The following is a 21321-nucleotide window of genomic DNA, read 5'->3' on the forward strand; positions in this document are numbered from 1 at the left end:
ATGGCAATATGCCACAACTTTTAACAAACAAGCGGCTTATTTTGCTGCTGTTGGGTGTCATCCTGCTCGTTGCACTAATTTCTTTTTCGCTCCGTGATCGCGACAATGTGTCACTTCCGGAACAAATTATAAAAGATGCTGTTGGAGCCGGGCAGTCGGTATTTTCACGACCTGCTCATTTTGTAACTGGAATTTTTGATAATGTGGATTCGTTACTGAATACATTTGAAGAAAACCAGCATCTGAAAACGCGCTTAGAAGAATTTGCGGGTGTGCAGGCTGAAGTAAAGGACTTGCGTTCTGAAAATGAAGAACTGAAAAAAATTGTTGGAAAAGAAGAAGATTTACGAGATTTTAACCCGATACAAGCAACTGTTATTGCGCGGAACCCCGATCAATGGGAAGAAAAGTTGATTCTAAATCGTGGTGCCAACCAAGGTGTTAAACCAAACATGGCGGTTATGACCGCAAGTGGCTTAATCGGCAAAGTGACGTTAACAACGCCGACTACTTCGACGGTGGAATTGATTTCGACGCTTAACCCGAACTACCGTGTTTCAGCGATGGTTGTTGGTGGGGCGAAAGATGTTTATGGACTTATTGAAGGGTACGATGCAGAGCGACACGAATTATTATTAAAGCGCATTGATGCGAATATTGAATTGAAAAAAGGCGATCAAGTGATATCAAGTGGGCTCGGCGGGATTTTTCCGAAAGGTGTTTTAATTGGAACAATTACTGAAGTGACAATTGATGAGTTTGGTTTAACGAAGCTTGCTTACGTGAAACCAGCAGCCGACTTTTCTCTTTTAAACCACGTTATTATTGCAGACCGACTGATGCCGGAAGTGGACGGTGAAGACAATGGCGTGACAGGAGACGATGAATCATGATTCGTTTCCTTATCCCGTTGATCTGCCTCGTCCTGTTTTTCATGGAACCGGTTTTTGGTCTTTTCTCACCATTAAATATTGGTGGCGAATTGAATTATATAGTCCCGCGTTTTCTAATAATGTTTTTGATATTTCTAACGCTTTATTATGATTTAAAACATGCTATGTTTTATGGATTATTTTTCGGGCTCTTGTATGATGTCTTTTACATTGATATTATTGGATTATATTCTTTTCTATACCCGGCCACTTGTCTGGCTGCAGCAGCTGCATTCAAAAGAATCCCTCGGAATTTATTGACAGCGACCCTGCTGACGCTCGTTTTATTGGCATTGTTCGAGTTTTTGCTTTACCAATTCTTCCTGCTTATTTCATTTACGGGAATGCCGCTTGGCACATTTATCACAACAAGGTTATGGCCAACGATGATCGCCAATTCTATTTTCTTGGTGATGCTTGGCTGGATTTTCAAGTCGGTAATTGTCACGCAATTATCAGAGCGTGACAATAAGATAGGGTTATATTAATGAAAGCGCAGGTGACATTTTTTTGAAGAATCTCGTTAATATTAAAGGGAAAAATAAAGGACTTGTGCTGTATCTCGATGATCAATGTGCATATTCTGAGTTGTTGACCGAGTTAAAAGCGAAAGTATCGGATCCTGCGCTAGACAGTGATACCGAAGTGATGGTGCATTTAAACAAACGTTATTGCACGGATAGCCAAATTCAAGAACTTAGCGAAGTAGTTGCGACAAACCCTCATTTAAAGGTCGTTGGAACAACGAGCGATATTTTAACTGTTGAAGAATGCGAACAAAAGATCATTGAAAGCCAGTCGGAAACGTATGTCGGCATCGTTAGATCTGGACAAGTGATCAAAGCTGAAGGCGACTTGGTCGTTATTGGTGATGTCAACCCGAATGGTCGCGTCGAAGCAGGCGGCAGTGTTTATGTGCTAGGTCGCTTAAAAGGTGCAGCGCATGCCGGAACAAAAGGCAATCGCGATGCAGTCATTGCGGCATCATGGCTAGAAGCAACACAATTAAAAATTCACGACGAATTAGAAACAATGACAGACGAATTGTCTAGTTTATCTGAACAACCGGAAATGGAATGTGCATATTTACATAAAAATGGCACCATCATCATTGACCGTTTACAGGAATTGCGGTTTATCCGTCCGCAAATTTCAACGTTTAAAGGAGGAAGCTAGTGTGGGAGAAGCTATCGTAATTACATCAGGTAAGGGAGGCGTCGGTAAAACGACGACAACCGCCAACCTCGGCACTGCATTGGCCCTTCAAGGGAAAAAAGTATGTTTAATCGATACTGACATTGGATTGCGCAACCTCGACGTTATTTTAGGACTCGAAAATCGCATCATTTATGATTTGATTGACGTATTAGAAGGTCGTTGCAAAGTTCACCAAGCGCTTGTGAAAGACAAACGTTTTGATGATATGCTTTATTTATTGCCAGCAGCGCAAACTGCCGACAAAAATGATGTCAATCCAGAACAGATGAAAGAGCTTGTGACAGAACTGAAAAAAGACTACGATTTCGTCATTATCGATTGCCCAGCCGGCATCGAGCAAGGCTATAAAAACGCTGTAGCGGGAGCAGATCACGCGATTGTCGTGACAACTCCTGAAATTTCAGCAGTTCGCGACGCTGACCGCATTATCGGTTTGTTGGAACTTGAAGAAAACATCGATGCACCACGTTTGATCATTAATCGCATCCGCCCGCATTTGATGAAAGCGGGAGAAGCGCTTGATGTGAACGAAATCACGACGCATTTGTCGATCGATTTACTGGGCATCATCGCAGACGACGAGCGCGTCATTTCAAGTTCAAACAAAGGTGAACCGATCGTTATGGACCCGTCGAACACCGCTGCACTTGGCTACCGCAATATTGCGCGCCGCTTGCTAGGTGAATCGGTTCCATTGATGAGCATGGAAAAAGCACCGCCAAGCTTGTTCACTAAAATCAAAGCAGTCTTTACGAAATAAAATATACGGAGCCTTCGCTATTATAGCGAAGGCTTTTTTAAAACTTTTAGGAGGTGTGGAATGAACGATTTTGTACTTGTGCAAATGGTTGCTGCAGAACGATTACAATCTAGTCACGAATCAAAACATACAGTTTTATCCGAGTTGAAAAATTCTTTAGCAGGAGTGAGCGGTGAACAACGTACGGCCGCTTTGTTGAATAGAGAGTTGGATTTAGTGGGGGATGTTGTTGTATTGAGCGATGTCCATATTCCTTATAAAGACGGCTCTGTGCAAATTGATGTGCTATTGATTCATGCAGATTGTGTATGTGTATTAGAAGTAAAAAACATGATTGGAGAATTTTATTTTGATTCGGTCAATTTCCAGTTTCACCGAGTTGTCGACGGACGCAGAGAAGGCATGCGCAACCCAGAAGCTCAATTGCATCGCGCGGTAAAAGCGGTTAGTGGATTTTTAGGTGTTCCGGTTCATGGCGTCATAGTTTTAACGAGTCGGTCTGGAAAAGTAGTCGAAGCACCAAAACTTTATCCGGTCGTCTCACTCGACTACTTGCCGTTTCATTTGGAGAAGTTGGCTAATAGATCCGAGCTTTTTGATGTAGCAAAGCTAACGAGCATGTTAGAAAAGTTACCTCCGCAAAATTTTAGTAATTCATGGCTTACGCGTCACCAGATTGGGTTAGATTCCTTAAGACTCGGTGTGACCTGTCCAACGTGTCGCACTTGTTCGCTTATCTGGCGAGACCGAAAATGGCATTGCAAGTCTTGCGGCTTTCATTCGCGAGATGCTCACGAAGTGACGCTTCAAGAATATGCTTTGTTGTTTGGAAGGGATCTCGACACGCGACTTGCATACCGGCTACTTGGAGTTGAAAATAAATATGTGTTGTATCGGTTGCTTGAAAAGTCAGCGCCGAAAAGCCAGACGCGTGGAAAAAGGCGAATTATTGAAAATCGAGAGCTGTTACGTGAGTATTTTAGTCGCGTTTATCGGTGACCGCACCTTAAATGGGCAAAAGCGCACCTCAAGAAACACGGACCGCACCTCACGCCCCCACATCCGCACCTCAAACAACAAAGACCGCACCTTGCGCCCACATAACCGCACCTCACAAACAAAACCTCACGCGTCACAATCAATTTCCCAAAACAGTACATTCCCTATTGACTCCACTAGTCGCCACATGGTATTATTCTAATGTTATGTTTGTAGCATATCATTGCTGCAACCGCTCGAATCAGGTTATTTTAAGAAGATGCTTCGGCAGATCACCTGAATAGGCGAGTCTTAATCTAGAGGAGGTGCAAGGATATGTACGCGATTATTGAAACTGGTGGAAAACAAATCAAAGTTGAAGCAGGCCAAGAAATCTATGTTGAGAAATTAACTGGAGAAGCTGGTGATGTTATCACTTTCGACAAAGTTCTATTTGTAGGTGGAGATGATACTAAAGTGGGTGTTCCTTTTGTTGAAGGAGCTACTGTTACGGCTAAAGTTGTAAAAAGCGGCCGCGCTAAAAAGATCACTGTTTTCACTTATAAAGCGAAAAAGAACTACCATAGAAAAAAAGGTCACCGTCAGCCATACACGAAATTGACTGTCGATGCAATTAACCTGTAAGAATGATACTTGTAACTGTAAAAGAAGCATCAAATCGCATTTCGTCCTTTGAAATGTCAGGTCATGCGGATTACGCTGAACACGGGCAAGACCTCGTATGTGCTGGAGCATCTGCTGTCTCTTTTGGAGCGGTGAATGCCATCATGGAGCTGACGGGAATCGAACCAGACATTCAGCAAGCAAATAGCGGCTTTTTAAAAGTCAGTTTTCCGAATAACTTGGATGAGAAGACGGATGAGCAGGTTCAACTGCTAGTGCGCTCTATGATTGTTTCATTAAAAACGATTGAACAAGACTATGAAGAATATATTAAAATAACCTTCACAGCTTAGGAGGTGGGACAGAATGTTAAGATTAGATCTTCAGTTTTTTGCATCTAAAAAAGGTGTAGGTTCAACGAGAAACGGACGTGACTCAGAATCTAAACGCCTTGGCGCAAAACGTGCAGACGGCCAAGAAGTTACTGGTGGTTCGATTTTATACCGTCAACGCGGTACTAGAATTTATCCAGGTGAGAACGTTGGACGCGGCGGAGACGATACACTTTTTGCTAAAATCGACGGAGTTGTTCGTTTTGAACGTTTCGGACGCGATAAGAAAAAAGTTAGCGTATATCCAGTTGCACAAGAAGCTTAATACAAAACGAAAAGGGCTGCTTTCGCAGTCCTTTTTCTTTTGATAATAATCGACGCAATTCACGAAACAGGTTAGACGCATTATTTTAGGAATTTACTGCGAATTATTGGTATACTGGAATAAGAAGCTGAATCGGGACGTGACTTATGGAAAAACCAATGACAGTGGCACAATCGCTTCGGCATGCGCGCCATGATTTTTTAAATGACCTTCAATTAATCAAAATGAATTTGGATCTTGGTCGTCTTCAAGAGGCGCAAGCGCTTATTCGTTCGTATGCCGAAGCGTCTATGCATGCCAGCAGGCTAGCCGACATCGGGTTACCGCTGACAGAGGAATGGTTGTTAACGGTTAATTGGCGCTTTCCTGGATTTAATTTTCACGTAGAGTGTCAGGCTGTTACAGCTCCTGCACATTTAGATGGCGAATTCCGACGTTTTTTAGATGATTTTGTAGAATTAGCGAAAAAGCATCTGAGTCCTTATCAAGTGTTTGATTGTGAAATGTTATTGAAATCCGATGCAGCGTTTTTTGAAATAAATATCAAGTGTTCGGAGAGTTGGCCGGACTTGAACATAGTGGAAGCAGATGGATTCACAGTACGAAAAGAGTGTAGCGAAGACAGCACAATGATTGCTGTTCGTGCACAGATGGAGGGATAATATGTTTGTCGATCACGTAAAAGTTTATGTTAAAGGTGGCGACGGCGGAGATGGCATGGTTGCTTTCCGTCGCGAAAAATATGTACCAAACGGCGGCCCAGCCGGTGGAGATGGTGGTAAAGGCGGGAATATCGTCTTTATCGTTGAAGAAGGATTGCGTACGCTAATGGATTTCCGTTACAAACGGATCTTTAAAGCAGATCGCGGAACACATGGCATGAGCAAAAACCAACACGGTGCCAAAGCAGAAGATACATTGATCAAAGTTCCACCAGGCACAGTTGTAAAAGACGTCGATACAGGCGAAACAATTGCTGACTTAGTTGAACATGGTCAAACTGCGGTTATCGCTAAAGGTGGACGCGGCGGACGAGGAAACTCACGTTTTGCAACGCCGGCAAACCCTGCTCCAGAGCTTTCTGAAAAAGGCGAACCGGGTTATGAGCGCAATGTCATTTTGGAATTGAAAGTATTGGCAGATGCTGGACTTGTCGGATTCCCAAGTGTCGGGAAATCGACGTTATTGTCAGTGGTTTCTGCAGCTAAACCGAAAATTGCTGAATACCATTTCACAACGATCGTTCCAAACTTAGGCATGGTTGAAACAGAAGACCAGCGCAGCTTTGTTATGGCCGATCTTCCTGGATTAATCCAAGGCGCTCACGAAGGAATCGGCCTTGGCCATCAATTCCTACGCCATATTGAACGCACGCGTGTTATTATTCACGTAATTGATATGTCTGGACTTGAAGGACGCGATCCTTACGAAGATTATTTAACAATCAACGAAGAATTAAAACAATACAATATGCGTTTAACAGAACGTCCGCAATTGATAGTGGCAAACAAAATGGATATGCCGGATTCTGAAGAGAATTTAGCGAAATTCCGCGAAAAATTACCGGAAGATGCACGTATTTTCCCGATCTCCGCATTGTCACGTAAAGGATTAAACAATTTGTTGTTCGCGATTGCTGATGTCATTGAAGTAACTCCAGAATTCCCATTAATGGGCGATGAAGAAGTTGATTCAGAAAGCACAGTATTGTACAAACACGAAACTGATGCTGATGGCTTTGATATTACACGCGGTCCTGATGGCGCATTTATCTTGTCTGGTTATGCGATTGAACGTATGTTCAAGATGACGGACTTTTCTCATGAAGACTCAATTCGTCGTTTTGCTCGTCAAATGCGCGGTATGGGGATTGATGATGCTCTTCGTGAACGTGGAGCGGAAAATGGCGACACGGTTCGCTTGCTTGAATTCGAATTCGAATTTATGGATTGATGCGGAGGTAGCTTGAATGAAGGATATTTCGGAACAACGCTATTATTTAGTGCGTGAAGACGTTTTAACAGAAGCGATGCAAAAAACGCTTGAAGTGAAAAGAATGCTGCAAAATGACCGCATTTCGATTATGGATGCCGTTAACAAAACAGGTCTTTCGCGCTCTGCGTTTTATAAATATCGTGACGCTGTATTTCCGTTCCATTCGATTGTCAAAGAACGGATCTTGACGGTTTTCTTACAATTAGAAGACCGCTCAGGAACGCTTGCGACACTTCTGCAAACAGTCGCTGAAAACGGCTGTAATATTTTAACCATCCATCAAACCATTCCGATTCAAGGGCGGGCGAATGTGACTTTGTCTTTGGATGTTACGGCGATGGACGGGAACTTGGACGTATTTTTGCAACAGCTGAAAAAACTCGATTTTGTCGAGTCGGCTGATGTGGTATCAAGCGGATCATCTTAATGGAGGAATGTTTAAATGACTGGACAAGCTATAAGTAAACGAATCTCATATTTAGGGCCGGAAGCGTCATTTACACACCTTGCGGCAACAAAAGTTTTCCCTGACAGTACCCTGGTGCCATTTACAACCATTCCCGAATGCATAGAAGCAGTGGTAGAAGGCAGCGTAGATTACGCTGTCGTCCCACTGGAAAATGCATTAGAAGGATCGGTACCATTAACCGTAGATTATTTATTCCACGAAGCCCAATTGTATGTGACAGCCGAAGTATTATCACCGATTGAGCAGCATTTATTGGTGCACCCGGAAAACCGTCACGCGGAATCATTTGAAGCGATTTATTCGCATCCGCATGCATTGGCACAATGCCACAAATATCTTTACTATACATATAAAAGTACGCCACTAGAGCAATATAGTTCGACAGCAGCTGCAGCTAAAATGGTATCTGAATTGCCAGAGCGTAATATTGCGGCAATTGGCAATGAATTCTCTGCCCAAAAATACGGACTGGATATTTTACAGCGCGATATTCATGATTTCCATTTTAACCACACACGCTTTTTCGTGTTATCAAAAACTAACCATAAGCTAGAAAATCCGCAGCATGAGGATCAGATCAAAACAACATTAATGATGACCTTGCCAGAAGATGACCGTTCAGGTGTTTTACACCAGATTTTGTCGGTTTTTGCATGGAGACGTTTGAATTTGAGTAAAATCGAGTCGCGGCCATTGAAAACGGGTCTTGGAGATTATTTCTTTATTGCGGATGTACTAGCAGATGAAAATGATGCGATGATGCGTGGTGCATTTGAAGAACTAACAGCTTTGGGTTGTACGGTGAAAACGCTCGGTTCGTATTACACTTATAAAAATTAAACGCAAAAGTCCCGCAGCATTTTTCGCTGCGGGACTTTTGTTATTCGAAATTTATTCGCTTTCCTCCAATAAAAATCCGCTCTTACGCATTGCGCTCACAGCTTGATCAAGTGTCGCAGTGTCTGGTGCGGTGATGGTGTGAAGATGTGTACCATCTGTTAACTCCAGTAAATAACTAGCGCCAGTATCGCGGATGCGTTTCATAAAAGCTTCAACTTCTTGAACGTTTGATACGTGAACACCCGCTGTTAATTCGCCGTAGACTGGATGCTCAATTGACACATCTTTAACGGTAACACCCGCTTCTACTAATAGTTTTAATTCGCTTTCAGTATCTTCAGCTTGGTGGCGACAAGCGATGCGTCGGCTCGCTTTTTCTGTCGTGCGATCAACTAAATACAAATAACCTTGGCTGGTTGCAATGATTTGTTCGCCTTTTGCTTTTAACAAAGTCATATCTCCAACAATCACTTGACGAGATACATTGGCAAGAGTGGCCAAATCACTGCCGGTTATTGGCTCATTTGACGTTTTGATTTTTTCTAGTAGAAACTGGCGTCGTTGTTCACCTAATAATTTTTTCATGTAAATCCCCCACTTATCGACTCGTTATAGCTATCTTATCATGTGCCGAACAACAGTGGGATTATTTCGTCTAAAGCACAGGGATATGCTATAATTGTTAAGTTGAATTAAAGGAGAGACTGTCCATGTACGATTACATAAAAGGCACGGTGACACGCGTAACGCCTGAATATTTAGTAATAGAGCAACAAGGAATTGGTTGGCAAATTTTTGCGCCAAACCCGTATTCATTTGGTACAGAAGATTTGCAAGTATTTCTTCATCATCATGTGCGAGAAGATGCTCAATTGTTATTTGGCTTTCCAACATTCGAGCAGCGAGAATTGTTTCGCAAATTGATTTCGGTTTCTGGCATCGGTCCAAAAGGTGCGTTAGCCATTTTAGCGAGTGGACAACCCCAACATGTTATTGAAGCGATCGAACAAGAAGATGAATCATATTTGGTGAAATTCCCAGGAGTCGGTAAGAAAACAGCTCGTCAAATGATTTTGGATTTAAAAGGCAAGCTTACCGAGTTTTTCGGCGAATCGTTAGGAGCAGAAGACACGAATAGCTTGTTAGCACATGACCGTATAGAACTTGAAGAAGCGATGCTAGCACTTGGTGCACTCGGTTATTCAGAACGGGAAATCAATAAAGTGAAACCACAATTGCGCGATTTGGATTTAGATACAGAAGGATTTATGAAAAAAGCGTTACAGTTATTACTCAAACAAAACTGATGAAAGGAGGCGAACGGCATGGAAGACCGCATTATAGATAGTGAAATTTCGGAATTTGATGATCGTTTTGAACAATCATTGCGACCTCAAATGTTGTCTCAATATATTGGGCAACATAAAGTAAAACACAATTTGCAAATTTTCATCGAAGCGGCAAAAATGCGTCAAGAAAGTTTAGACCATGTCTTGTTGTACGGGCCTCCTGGACTCGGGAAGACGACGTTGGCTGCTGTTATCGCCAATGAAATGGAAGTTAACGTTAAAATGACCAGCGGACCAGCAATTGAACGTCCGGGTGATTTAGCCGCAATCGTATCGTCATTAGAACCTGGTGATGTATTATTTATCGATGAAATTCATCGTTTAAATCGTGCAATTGAAGAAGTGCTTTATCCGGCGATGGAAGATTTTTGTTTGGATATTGTCGTCGGTAAAGGTCCGACAGCGAGGTCTGTAAGACTCGATTTGCCACCATTTACATTAATTGGCGCAACAACGCGTGCTGGTGCTTTATCGGCGCCGCTGCGTGACCGTTTTGGTGTGTTGTCACGACTCGACTATTACGACACGGAAGCGTTGACAGAAATCGTCATCCGTTCTTCAAAATTATTCGAAGCAGACATTGATCCAAACGCCGCTATTGAAATTGCACGTCGTTCTCGTGGTACGCCGCGTATTGCCAACCGTTTACTAAAACGTGTTCGTGATTATGCACAAGTTCGCGGCACCGGCACCATTACGATGGACATGGCAGAGCAAGCACTGGAAATGCTGCAAGTTGACCCACTGGGACTCGATCACATTGACCATAAATTATTAACGGGTATGATAGAACGTTTCCGCGGCGGTCCGGTTGGATTAGATACCATAGCAGCAAGTATTGGAGAAGAATCGACAACAATTGAAGATGTTTACGAACCTTACTTATTGCAAATTGGTTTTATCCAACGAACACCAAGAGGTCGTACTGTTACACAATTAGCCTACGAACACTTTAAAATGGAGATGCCTGAATGACAAAACTAACTGTAAAAACAAGCTTAAACATACAAGATTATGATTTTGACTTACCTGAAGAATTGATCGCGCAAACGCCATTACTTGACCGCACGTCAAGTCGGCTTTTGGTTATGAATAAAGAATCAGGAGCGACATCTCACCGTCATTTCCGCGATATAATCGATTACTTGCATAAAGGAGATACGCTCGTATTAAACGATACGCGCGTGTTACCTGCGCGTTTAATGGGTGTCAAAGAAGATACGGGCGCAAACATTGAATTGCTGCTATTAAAGCAAATTGAAGATGATGTGTGGGAGACTTTGGTTAAACCTGCGAAAAAAGTAAAAATCGGTACGGTCGTGTCATTTGGCGAAGGCTTACTGCGTGCAGAATGTACCGGTATTCTCGATCACGGTGGCCGTCATTTTAAAATGATTTACGCCGGTATTTTTTACGAGATTTTGGATCAATTGGGCGAAATGCCATTGCCACCGTATATTCGTGAAAAATTAGAAGACCAAGACCGTTACCAAACGGTTTTTGCTAAAGAACGTGGCAGTGCAGCGGCGCCAACTGCTGGACTTCATTTCACAGATGAATTGCTAGAAAAAATCCGTAACAAAGGCGTTAATATCACGTTTATCACGCTTCACGTGGGACTCGGCACATTCCGCCCAGTGTCGGTTGATTCGATTGAAGACCATGAAATGCATTCGGAATTTTACCGAATTACAAAAGAAACGGCTGAACTCATCAATGAAACAAAAAGAAAAGGTGGACGAATTGTGTCTGTTGGCACAACTTCGACCCGTACGCTTGAGTCTGTTGCTCAAAAATTTGACGGCGAATTACAAGAAGATAGTGGTTGGACAGATATTTTCATTTTCCCAGGCTATGAATTTAAAGCGGTTGATGGCTTGATCACCAATTTCCATTTGCCAAAATCCACATTGGTCATGCTGGTTAGTGCTTTATCAAGCCGAGACCATATTTTAAACGCCTATAACCAAGCAGTAGATGAACGCTACCGCTTCTTCAGTTTTGGAGATGCGATGTTTATTGAACCACAGAAAAAGGAGACTCACCAATGACAGCAGCAGTTACGTACGAACACATTAAAACCTGTAAACAAACAGGTGCACGACTAGGAATCGTCCACACTCCACACGGTTCTTTTGAAACACCGGCATTTATGCCAGTCGGAACGCAAGCTACCGTAAAAACGATGTCGCCAGAAGAATTAAAAGCAATGAACGCAGGCATCATTTTGAGCAACACATATCATTTATGGTTGCGTCCAGGTAATGATGTGATTAAAGAAGCTGGTGGATTGCATAAGTTCATGAACTGGGATCGTCCGATTTTAACAGATTCTGGTGGTTTCCAAGTATTTTCACTGAGTGAATTCCGTAATATTAAAGAAGAAGGCGTTCATTTCCGTAACCACATGAACGGCGATAAATTATTTTTAAGCCCAGAAAAAGCGATGCATATTCAAAACGACTTGGGTTCTGATATTATGATGGCGTTTGATGAATGTCCGCCTTTCCCAGCGACGCATGAATACATGAAATCGAGTGTTGAGCGAACTTCACGTTGGGCAGAACGTTGTCTAGAAGCGCATCAGCGTCCGCAAGATCAAGGTTTATTTGGTATTATCCAAGGTGGAGAATTTGAAGATTTGCGTAAGCAAAGTGCACAAGATCTTGTATCTCTTGATTTCCCAGGATACGCAATTGGCGGATTATCAGTGGGTGAACCAAAAGACGTTATGAACCGTGCGTTAGAATTTACGACGCCGTTAATGCCTGCGGACAAACCACGTTATTTGATGGGTGTGGGATCACCAGATTCGTTAATTGACGGAGCAATTCGGGGCATTGATATGTTCGACTGTGTATTGCCAACACGTATAGCCCGTAACGGTACATTGATGACAAGCACAGGGCGTTTGAACATTAAAAACGCAGCATTTAAACGTGATTTTGGACCAATCGACGAGAAATGTGATTGCTACACGTGTACAAATTATTCGCGGGCATATGTCCATCATTTAATTCGTGCCGATGAAACCTTCGGAATTCGACTTACTAGTTATCATAACCTGCAATTTCTGTTAAACTTAATGAGACAGGTGCGTCAAGCTATTCGTGAAGACCGCCTGGGAGATTTCCGCGAAGAATTTTTTGAAGCTTACGGTTTCAATAAACCCAATGCTAAAAATTTCTGAGTTTGAAAAAGAATAGAGAAAGTGAAAGGGGGAAATTGAATAATGGATACGTTAATTGCGTTATCACCTTTACTATTAATGTTCTTGTTGATGTGGTTTTTCATCATCCGTCCTGCCCAAAAGCGTCAAAAAGCAACTAAAAACATGCAGACAGAACTAAGACGTGGCGACCGTATTGTCACAATCGGTGGTTTGCACGGCCTAGTGGATGCAGTTGATGATGCAACAATCTACATCACTGTAGCTGATGGCACGCGCTTGCAGTTTGAGCGTCAAGCAATCGCACGCGTAGTGGAATCTGCAAAAGCAGTAATCTAAATGCAAAAGTGCGCCTTCGATTTAGAAGGCGTTTTTTTATTGAATAAATAATGTCCTTATTCTAAATTTTCCAGTTACGAGGTACAATAGATACAACATATCGGAAAGGAGTATTCGCATGACGAGTTATCCGGAACAATTTGAATTCGTTTTGCCAGCGCTCGAAAGTAAACGCAGTGAATTTCATCATTTCGATTATGATACCTTTACAGAAGAAGACTTATGGGAGTTTTGTGTAAAGAAAAAATGGCGTAAAAAAGATATAAACACCATGCACCTATATGAAATGATCAACGACATTATGGATATGACGGCATCTGACTTTTTAGCTTACCACCAAGTTGAAGAGTTAAAAAAAGCTCGATGGCATGATGACAGTACGCTTGAAAATATTCAACATTTGCTGCGGCCACTTAAAAAAAATAAATAGACATTTTTTATTAAGTAGACAGGTCTCAACTAGATTTTAAAAACACACATTTTTCACTCGATTCACCGAGTTGAATTTGACAGCTCATTACCGCTGTTTCATAATGATAGTGCTGTGTTTTTCACGACGAGGAGGAAATTTACATATGAAAGCAAGAGGTCGCATTATTGCCTTTTTCTTATTGGTTGTTTTACTGATAGGAGTTATTGGCAGCACGAGTTTACCAATCGCAAAAGACATTAAATTAGGGTTGGATTTGCAAGGTGGTTTTGAAGTGCTATACGAAGTATCAGCGCTTGAAGATGGCCAGGAAATTACGCAAGACGTGCTGACGGATACGACAAATGCGTTAATGAACCGAATTAACGTACTAGGTGTCAGCGAACCGGTTATTCAAATTGAAGGAGAAGACCGCATTCGCGTTCAATTGGCAGGAGTTGAAGATCAGTCTTCTGCACGTGAATTGCTATCGACTGAAGCGAACTTAACGTTCCGTGATGCTGAAGACAATTTATTACTTTCTGGTAATGACTTGAAACAAGGCGGAGCTACGGGAACTTTCGATTCTAATGGCAACCCAATCGTGACATTGGAATTAAATGACCCAAGTAAATTCGCTGAAATTACACAACAAGTTTCACAAACAGCGTCACCAAATAATGTGTTAGTTATTTGGCTGGATTTTGAAGAAGGTGTCGATTCATACGCAGAAGAGCGTTTGAAAGCAGATCCGAAATTTGTTTCAGCCCCGAGTGTGAAACAGCGAATTTCTTCGCCATCTGTTGAAATTTCAGGATCATTTACAGTAGAAGAAACGCAAAATCTGGCGGGTATTTTAAATGCCGGTGCGTTACCGGTTAGCTTAGAAGAAATTTACTCGACTTCTGTGGGTGCACAGTTTGGTGAACAAGCACTTGACCAAACTATGGTTGCAGCAGCAGTTGGTATTGCGCTAGTGCTGTTATTCATGCTCGTGTATTATCGTTTACCAGGTATGGTAGCAGTTGTTACGCTATCAGCTTATGTTTACTTGATACTGCTCGTGTTTGAATGGATTGGCGGCGTGTTGACGTTACCAGGTATTGCAGCAATTATGCTTGGTGTCGGGATGGCAGTTGATGCCAATATCATCACATACGAACGTATTCGTGAAGAAATGCGTACCGGGAAATCGATTAAAGAGTCGTTCCGAGTAGGTGCACGTTCATCATTCTCGGCGATAATTGATGCCAACGTTACGACTTTATTAGCAGCAGCGGTGTTGTTCTATTATGGAACTAGCTCTGTTAAAGGTTTTGCGACTTTACTTATTATCTCTATTTTAGTCAGTTTCTTAACAGCTGTTTGGGGGTCGCGTTTACTGCTCGGCCTGTGGGTCAACAGTGGTTTGCTCGACTACAAGCCTGGCATGTTTGGATTAAAAAAATCAATCATTCATACAAAAGAAGAAGGTTTAGAAATTACGGATCTATCTACACGTTTTGATCGCTTTGATTTTGCACGTAATCGCAATAAGTTTTTCTTAGCTTCGATTGTGTTGATCGTTTCAGGGATGGCTGTTCTTGGGGTGTTCCGTCTAAATCTAGGAATCGACTTCTCAAGTGGTACGCGTGTGGAAATAGCTTCAGAAGCTGCGTTAACAAAAGAAGAAGTACAAACTTTCTTAGATGGTGCTGGATTTGAAACAGACGATATTGTTATTTCAGGTGACGATTCCAATATCGGTGTTGCTCGTTTTGCAGAAGAATTTAGTCAAGAAGAAATTAATAACTTAAAAGCTGTAACAATGGATGAGTTTGGTGCAGAACCAAACGTGTCAACAGTGTCACCGACAGTAGGTCAAGAGTTGGCGAAAAATGCATTGTATGCATTATCTATCGCAGCTGTTGGTATTATCATCTATGTTGCATTCCGTTTTGAATGGCGAATGGGTGTCGCATCAATTGTTGCATTAATTCACGATGCATTCTTCATCGTAGCAGCTTTCAGTTTATTGCGTCTTGAAGTGGACATTACCTTTATCGCAGCTGTCTTAACGATTATCGGTTACTCGATTAATGATACCATCGTGACGTTTGACCGAATTCGTGAAAACATGAAGCGCATGAAGAAAATTGACACTGTCGAGCAACTAGAAAAAGTGGTCAACGTATCACTTCGACAAACGCTAGGTCGTTCGGTTAACACAGTGATGACAGTGTTATTAGTAGTGATCGCTTTATTAATCTTTGGTGCACCATCAATCACAAACTTTTCGATTGCTTTACTAATCGGTTTAATCGCCGGTACGTATTCTTCGATCTTTATCGCCGCTCAATTATGGTTGATATTGAAAAAAGGTGAGTTGAATAAAAAAGGTCCAATCGATATCGAGAAAAAAGAACAAGAAAACAAATGGGGTTCTGACGAGCCGGTTGTTTAAGTTTGAAATAGAAATGGAACAGGGTATAGTTAGATTGACCCTGTTCTATTTTTTTAATTGAAAGGAGAAATGACAATGAAATTACAATGGCTACTTTTAATTGGACTCGTTTTTGCAGTAATTATTGCCGTATTTGCCGTTGTCAACGTTGACGAAGTACCGGTCAATTATGTATTCGGAGAAGCCGAATGGCCGTTAATCTTGGTGATTTTAGCTTCTGCACTTCTTGGATTTTTACTCAGCAGTGTGTTGGCGATTATGCGCAATTACCAAATGCAACGTAAAGTTAAAGCGTTGCAAAAAGAAATTGCTGTAAAAGAAACGCTAATCGCGACTCAACAAAACGAAATTGCTGCTTACCAAAAAGCGGGCGTAGAACCGGAAGCTCAAATTGTAACAAGCGAAAAACCACCACAAGAATCAACCGAAAATACAACTAAAGAAGAAATCTAAAAAATGAACCTTTCGATGGAGACATCGAAAGGTTTTTGTCTGTGATTTTTTACTGTATAATGAATCGGTGAGGAAGTGAATTCGATGATAGAATCTAAAAAAAGATGGCGTTTAACAACGCCAGATGAACAACAAGTCCAAGACATCCAGAACGAATTGAATATATCATCTGTGCTAGCTAAAATTTTAGTGACGCGTGGTTTAAACACAGCTGAAGCAGCCCGCGCATTTATGAAAATGGACGTTAGCGGTATGCATGATCCTTATTTGATGAAAGATATGGACATTGCCGTTACGCGTATTCGCGAAGCAATCGACAAACAAGAGAAAATTGTGGTTTACGGTGATTACGATGCGGATGGTGTCACGAGCACAACCGTTATGATGACTGTGTTGCAAGATTTAGGGGCCGATGTGTCCTTTATGATACCGAATCGTTTTAAACATGGGTATGGACCCAATACTGAATTGTTCCAACAAGCTTTTGACAACGGAACAAAACTAATCGTCACTGTCGATAACGGCATTTCAGGCATCGAGCAAGTTGATTTTGCCAATGGCTTAGGAATGGATGTTATCATCAGTGACCACCATGATATTGGAGACCAATTACCAAATGCATTAGCGATTGTTCACCCGCGTCATCCCGAAGGACATTATCCTTTTGGCGAACTGGCTGGAGTCGGAGTCGCGTTTAAAATGGCACATGCGCTATATGAAGAAATTCCAGATCATTTGATTGAGTTGACAGCGATTGGTACAGTGGCCGATTTGGTTCCGCTACATGGAGAAAACCGATTGTTTGTTAAAGAAGGATTGGCTGCATTAATTGATTCACCGAGTCCTGCGATTGGAGCTCTTTGTGAAGTAGCTGGCGTCAAACAACAAGACATAACAGAAGAAACAATTGGCTTTATGTTTGGGCCGCGTATTAATGCTATTGGTCGTCTGCAAGATGCAGACCCAGCTGTACAAATGTTCTTAACAGAAGACCCAGCAGAAGCACGTTCATTGGCTTCTGGGCTTGATGTGTTAAATAAAGAGCGCCAAGCAATTGTGAAACAAATAACAGAAGAAGCGATGCAACAAGTGGAACAGCGTTATCCAGATGGAGTACCACACGTTATCGTTGTCGCGCAAGAAGGTTGGAATCCTGGCGTAGTTGGGATTGTGGCATCAAAACTGACAGAGAAATTTTATCGCCCATCGATTGTGTTGTCGTTAAATCAAGAGAACGGCAAAGCAAAAGGTTCAGCTCGAAGCATCGATGGCTTTCATTTGTATAACGAATTAGCCAAAAACAGAGACATTTTACCGCATTTTGGCGGACATCCAATGGCAGCAGGTATGACTCTTGAAGCAAGTGATGTGGATGAGTTGCGCGAGCGATTGATCAAGCAAGCAGAAACAACTTTAACAGCAGATGATTTACTGCCTGTTGTGGATATTGACATTCCGCTTCGTTTAGACGAAATCGACATTACAGCGATTGAATCGATGCGCTCACTTGCACCGTTTGGTATGGGCTTTGCGAAACCGAAGTTTTATCTTGAAGGCGTCCACGTGTCGTCTATTCGTAAAATTGGCGCTGCTTCAAATCATTTGAAAATGGAATTGACGCAACACGCTGCAACGCTGGATGCAGTTGGCTTTGGGCTCGGTTCTGTGGGAGATGAATTAACACCAGATGTTAAAATTGATGTGATTGGTGATTTGCAAGTGAATGAATGGAACGGACGCAAAAAGCCGCAACTAATGGTGGAAGATGTTCGTACAGACCAATGGCAATTATTCGATATTCGCGGCATTCGCCAAGTATCTCGTTGGTCGAAATTGATCCCACAACAAAACCAAGTGTTTTTAGCTTTTAAAGAAGAAACACCTGCATTATTTCAATCATTTTTGCCACAGCCAATTTCTACAGTTGCTCAATTAAATGCTTTACCAGATAGCAAAGACCATTTAGTGCTGTTGGACTTACCAGAGTCTGAAGAGCAATTGGCTGAAGTGTTATCGAAGTTAAAACCAAAACGCATTTATGCGCATTTTCATGCCAAGGATTCTCAGTATTTCGAGCAAATTCCGACGCGTGAACAATTTAAGTGGTTATTCGCTTTTATTAAAAAGCGGGGGTCATTTGATTTCAATAAACATTGTGACGAGTTAGCAAAACACAAAGGTTGGACACGAGATTCATTATTTTTCATGCTGCAGGTGTTTTTTGAACTTGGTTTTGTTACACTTAACAATGGTATTACCGAGATTGCGCAATCGCCAAGCAAACAGGATTTATCAGAAGCTCCGATTTATAAACGTCGTGAGCAGCAGATTGCCTTGGAGCAAAAGCTTTTGTATGCGTCTTTTAAAGATTTAAAAGAGTGGTTCGATACGAAAGTATCTGCCAAGGAGGAAGAAATATGGATTTAAAACAGTACATTACCATTGTTGAAGATTGGCCAAAACCAGGAATTCGTTTTAAAGACATCACATCGTTGATGGACAACGGAACTGCTTATAAGTATGCAACAGACAAAATTGTTGAATACGCAAAAACAGTAAATGCTGAAGTTATCGTAGGACCTGAAGCACGCGGATTTATCATCGGTTGCCCAGTAGCTTATGCACTTGAACTTGGCTTTGCTCCAGTTCGTAAAGAAGGAAAATTGCCACGTGAAGTGATCAAAGCCGAATACGGTCTTGAATACGGAACGGACATTTTAACGATGCATAAAGATGCCATCAAACCCGGTCAACGTGTATTAATCACGGATGATTTGCTTGCAACGGGTGGTACGATTGGTGCTACGATTAATTTGGTAGAACAGCTTGGCGGCATTGTCGTAGGCTGCGCATTTTTGATTGAATTGACTTACTTAGATGGTCGCAAAAACTTAGGTGGCTATGACGTCACGACATTAATGCAATATTAATATGAAATCTCTTTGCCTTTTGGTAAAGAGATTTTTTTCTACAATCTAGGGTATAGATACTGTAATGATGATAAAAGAGAGGTGTCTGGATGATGAAGTTGGAAAAAAATCACGATCCCCATTTAAATGCCGCATGGATTGACCAATTTTTGGACAATCGCACACCCCTAAAAGAAATAACCTACGAAACAGAAAAATATTTTAAAGCCATTAAAAAAGACTTTGCCACAAGTAAATATTCTCGGCAGAAAAAAACAATGGTGCAACGAATTTGGTCTTTATTTTCAGAGACATTTACGATAGAAGACGAACATCATTTCAACAGCGTTGTTTCGGGAAACGAGCTTTTTCCGTCATGGAAAGAACGGCTAGACCAAGAATACCGAAAGCTGGAGTCGACCATTACAGATCGCGTTACTGTTACCGATTTCGGTGCAATGGGAGATGGAATGACCGATAGCACAGCTGCATTTTATAGAGCATTTGGCAATGGAGCGGTGGAAGTAAAAGTTCCAGCAGGCGTTTATATAGTCAAAGGACTGCGTATCCCGTCATGGACACGACTCATTGGTGCCGGAAAAGGTAAGACTATTATAAAGCTTCATCCAGATGCACCGCGCAGGGCACGGTTACTGACCAACCGCAATTACATAAAAGGTAACCGGAATATTTCTGTCGAGCATTTGACATTGGACTGGCATGTTGAGCGTCTTGGTGATATTGAGAAAACAAGTACAGGTAATAATTACTCTAGTTGTTTAACTTACTCAAATCTTACGTATGGGTGGGTAAAAGATGTGGAAGGACTCAATCCTGGGTTGCACTGTTTTGATATTACTGCGCCGCTTTATAATTACGCAGGCGATGGTTTGCGAGGAAAAAACGGTAGCCAATTTGTTTGGCTTGATGGCGTGAGTGGTTCAGGATTTGGTGACGACGGAGTGACGACGCATCATAGCGATTATATTTTCGTGTCAAATTCTCATTTTAGTGACCCGAGTGGTCGAGCTCATAAAAAAGGGTTTTCTAATTCGAATGGATTTGAAGTGGACGATGGCTCCAGACATGTTTGGCTTGTCAATAACTCCAGTGCACGTTGCTTTGGTGGTGTGGAAATAAAAGCCCATGAGGATTCTTCTGCAGCAACAGGTGTCCATATATCAGGACATTTATCGGTACATGACAATCGCTCATTTAATTTCCGTCACATCGGTCATCATAAAAAAGATGATCCACAATCGTTATCAGCCTTTAATATTCGCGCTCAAAAGCTAGTATCAATCGAACCCACTGAAACAGCACTGTACAAATCCTCATCGCCTCGCTGTTTAGTGGTGTCAGGTTATCGTAATGTGGCCATTAACCGCTTTTTATTTAGTGGGGATCCAAATTATGACTACAAAAACAAGCCCGCTGTCGCTATTCAGTACCGAGCTACATGTGTTTCATTGACCAATGGCGTTATTGAAAACTTTACGACTGCAAATGCTGATGTGTCCATAGCTGGTGGCGAACAAAGTGCAAACAGTGTACGTGTAAAAAATCTTCTAAGCATTGCCTCGGCAAAAGAAGCGGTACTGGTGGGAGAAGAGAGCGGTTTAGTTCATTTAGAAGAAATTCGAAAACGAAGTAATCTGTTTCTTTAATCAATCGCTAATATGCAAGGTATAAAGAGCTAACTTTTGATTGTTTGTCGAAATTTGACGAAAATTACATTAAAGTCTCGTTAAATGGCTATCAAAGCTTTACATTTGAC

The 21321-nt window shown here is 41.9% G+C and carries 24 protein-coding genes and 1 other annotated feature; of the genes, 23 read left to right on the forward strand and 1 reads right to left on the reverse strand.

Translation table 11 applies throughout. The features are described from left to right. Positions 1 to 8 precede the first annotated feature (8 nt). The 12 genes from mreC to pheA all read left to right on the forward strand — a co-directional run bounded on the left by mreC (position 9) and on the right by pheA (position 8473). A complete protein-coding gene (gene mreC, locus BBI08_RS07045) occupies positions 9 to 893 on the forward strand; it encodes a rod shape-determining protein MreC (RefSeq protein WP_008498922.1) in 885 nt (294 codons plus the stop codon). Continuing rightward, positions 890 to 1420 carry a rod shape-determining protein MreD gene (gene mreD / locus BBI08_RS07050; RefSeq protein WP_008498923.1) on the forward strand — a complete coding sequence of 177 codons (531 nt, stop codon included), beginning with the start codon at positions 890 to 892 and terminating at the stop codon, positions 1418 to 1420. The genes mreC and mreD overlap by 4 nt, the downstream gene beginning before the upstream one ends. 16 nt (positions 1421 to 1436) lie before the next feature. Beyond that, on the forward strand, positions 1437 to 2108 hold the full coding sequence (gene minC / locus BBI08_RS07055; RefSeq protein ID WP_156874341.1) for a septum site-determining protein MinC: 672 nt from the start codon (positions 1437 to 1439) through the stop codon (positions 2106 to 2108). 1 nt (position 2109) lies between these two features. Continuing rightward, positions 2110 to 2910 carry a septum site-determining protein MinD gene (gene minD, locus BBI08_RS07060; protein WP_008431499.1) on the forward strand — a complete coding sequence of 267 codons (801 nt, stop codon included), beginning with the start codon at positions 2110 to 2112 and terminating at the stop codon, positions 2908 to 2910. 60 nt (positions 2911 to 2970) lie between these two features. Continuing rightward, positions 2971 to 3909, forward strand: a complete 939-nt coding sequence (locus BBI08_RS07065) for a nuclease-related domain-containing protein (protein ID WP_008498927.1) — start codon at positions 2971 to 2973, stop codon at positions 3907 to 3909. 220 nt (positions 3910 to 4129) lie between these two features. Next, positions 4130 to 4211: a sequence feature (ribosomal protein L21 leader region), on the forward strand. A 13-nt stretch (positions 4212 to 4224) separates the two neighbouring features. Beyond that, entirely contained in the window at positions 4225 to 4533 is a 309-nt protein-coding gene (gene rplU, locus BBI08_RS07070; protein WP_008498928.1) for a 50S ribosomal protein L21, read from the forward strand. A gap of 2 nt (positions 4534 to 4535) precedes the next feature. Continuing rightward, entirely contained in the window at positions 4536 to 4865 is a 330-nt protein-coding gene (locus BBI08_RS07075; protein WP_008498929.1) for a ribosomal-processing cysteine protease Prp, read from the forward strand. A 13-nt stretch (positions 4866 to 4878) separates the two neighbouring features. Beyond that, on the forward strand, positions 4879 to 5169 hold the full coding sequence (gene rpmA, locus BBI08_RS07080; protein WP_008498930.1) for a 50S ribosomal protein L27: 291 nt from the start codon (positions 4879 to 4881) through the stop codon (positions 5167 to 5169). A 146-nt stretch (positions 5170 to 5315) separates the two neighbouring features. Then, on the forward strand, positions 5316 to 5831 hold the full coding sequence (locus BBI08_RS07085; protein WP_008498931.1) for a Spo0B domain-containing protein: 516 nt from the start codon (positions 5316 to 5318) through the stop codon (positions 5829 to 5831). 1 nt (position 5832) lies between these two features. After that, complete coding sequence (gene obgE / locus BBI08_RS07090) at positions 5833 to 7122, forward strand: GTPase ObgE (protein ID WP_008498932.1); 1290 nt, start codon at positions 5833 to 5835, stop codon at positions 7120 to 7122. A gap of 16 nt (positions 7123 to 7138) precedes the next feature. Beyond that, entirely contained in the window at positions 7139 to 7591 is a 453-nt protein-coding gene (locus tag BBI08_RS07095) for an ACT domain-containing protein (protein ID WP_008431510.1), read from the forward strand. Positions 7592 to 7606: 15 nt separating this feature from the next. Next, positions 7607 to 8473, forward strand: coding sequence for a prephenate dehydratase (pheA, locus tag BBI08_RS07100; RefSeq protein WP_008498933.1), 867 nt, complete (start codon positions 7607 to 7609; stop codon positions 8471 to 8473). A 51-nt stretch (positions 8474 to 8524) separates the two neighbouring features. Here pheA and BBI08_RS07105 read toward each other — a convergent pair whose 3' ends face one another. Continuing rightward, on the reverse strand, positions 8525 to 9058 hold the full coding sequence (locus BBI08_RS07105; protein ID WP_008498934.1) for a transcription repressor NadR: 534 nt from the start codon (positions 9056 to 9058) through the stop codon (positions 8525 to 8527). Between the two features lie 125 nt (positions 9059 to 9183). Here BBI08_RS07105 and ruvA point away from each other — a divergent pair, with 125 nt between their 5' ends. The 11 genes from ruvA to BBI08_RS07160 all read left to right on the forward strand — a co-directional run bounded on the left by ruvA (position 9184) and on the right by BBI08_RS07160 (position 21211). After that, entirely contained in the window at positions 9184 to 9780 is a 597-nt protein-coding gene (gene ruvA / locus BBI08_RS07110; RefSeq protein ID WP_008498935.1) for a Holliday junction branch migration protein RuvA, read from the forward strand. A gap of 18 nt (positions 9781 to 9798) precedes the next feature. Next, a complete protein-coding gene (gene ruvB / locus BBI08_RS07115) occupies positions 9799 to 10797 on the forward strand; it encodes a Holliday junction branch migration DNA helicase RuvB (RefSeq protein ID WP_008498937.1) in 999 nt (332 codons plus the stop codon). Next, positions 10794 to 11873, forward strand: a complete 1080-nt coding sequence (gene queA, locus BBI08_RS07120) for a tRNA preQ1(34) S-adenosylmethionine ribosyltransferase-isomerase QueA (protein WP_008498938.1) — start codon at positions 10794 to 10796, stop codon at positions 11871 to 11873. Before ruvB ends, queA begins: the two co-directional genes overlap by 4 nt. Beyond that, positions 11870 to 13012: a tRNA guanosine(34) transglycosylase Tgt gene (gene tgt / locus BBI08_RS07125; RefSeq protein ID WP_008498939.1), complete on the forward strand. Its 1143-nt coding sequence runs from the start codon at positions 11870 to 11872 to the stop codon at positions 13010 to 13012. The genes queA and tgt overlap by 4 nt, the downstream gene beginning before the upstream one ends. A 42-nt stretch (positions 13013 to 13054) precedes the next feature. Continuing rightward, complete coding sequence (gene yajC / locus BBI08_RS07130) at positions 13055 to 13330, forward strand: preprotein translocase subunit YajC (RefSeq protein WP_008498940.1); 276 nt, start codon at positions 13055 to 13057, stop codon at positions 13328 to 13330. A gap of 118 nt (positions 13331 to 13448) precedes the next feature. After that, the gene (locus BBI08_RS07135) at positions 13449 to 13760 is read left to right on the forward strand and encodes a post-transcriptional regulator (protein ID WP_065527903.1); all 312 of its coding nucleotides are present in this window, start codon (positions 13449 to 13451) and stop codon (positions 13758 to 13760) included. Positions 13761 to 13905: 145 nt separating this feature from the next. Next, positions 13906 to 16182 (forward strand): protein translocase subunit SecDF, encoded by a 2277-nt coding sequence (gene secDF, locus BBI08_RS07140; RefSeq protein WP_065527904.1) that lies wholly within the window; start codon positions 13906 to 13908, stop codon positions 16180 to 16182. Between the two features lie 75 nt (positions 16183 to 16257). Beyond that, the gene (locus BBI08_RS07145; RefSeq protein ID WP_008498942.1) at positions 16258 to 16635 is read left to right on the forward strand and encodes a LapA family protein; all 378 of its coding nucleotides are present in this window, start codon (positions 16258 to 16260) and stop codon (positions 16633 to 16635) included. A gap of 84 nt (positions 16636 to 16719) precedes the next feature. Further along, positions 16720 to 19062, forward strand: coding sequence for a single-stranded-DNA-specific exonuclease RecJ (gene recJ / locus BBI08_RS07150; protein WP_008498943.1), 2343 nt, complete (start codon positions 16720 to 16722; stop codon positions 19060 to 19062). Next, positions 19053 to 19565, forward strand: coding sequence for an adenine phosphoribosyltransferase (locus tag BBI08_RS07155; RefSeq protein ID WP_008498944.1), 513 nt, complete (start codon positions 19053 to 19055; stop codon positions 19563 to 19565). The genes recJ and BBI08_RS07155 overlap by 10 nt, the downstream gene beginning before the upstream one ends. Before the next feature lie 89 nt (positions 19566 to 19654). After that, complete coding sequence (locus tag BBI08_RS07160) at positions 19655 to 21211, forward strand: glycosyl hydrolase family 28-related protein (protein ID WP_008498945.1); 1557 nt, start codon at positions 19655 to 19657, stop codon at positions 21209 to 21211. Positions 21212 to 21321 lie beyond the last annotated feature (110 nt).

It is taken from the genome of Planococcus halocryophilus (assembly GCF_001687585.2).
Classification (GTDB): Bacteria; Bacillota; Bacilli; order Bacillales_A; family Planococcaceae; genus Planococcus; species Planococcus halocryophilus.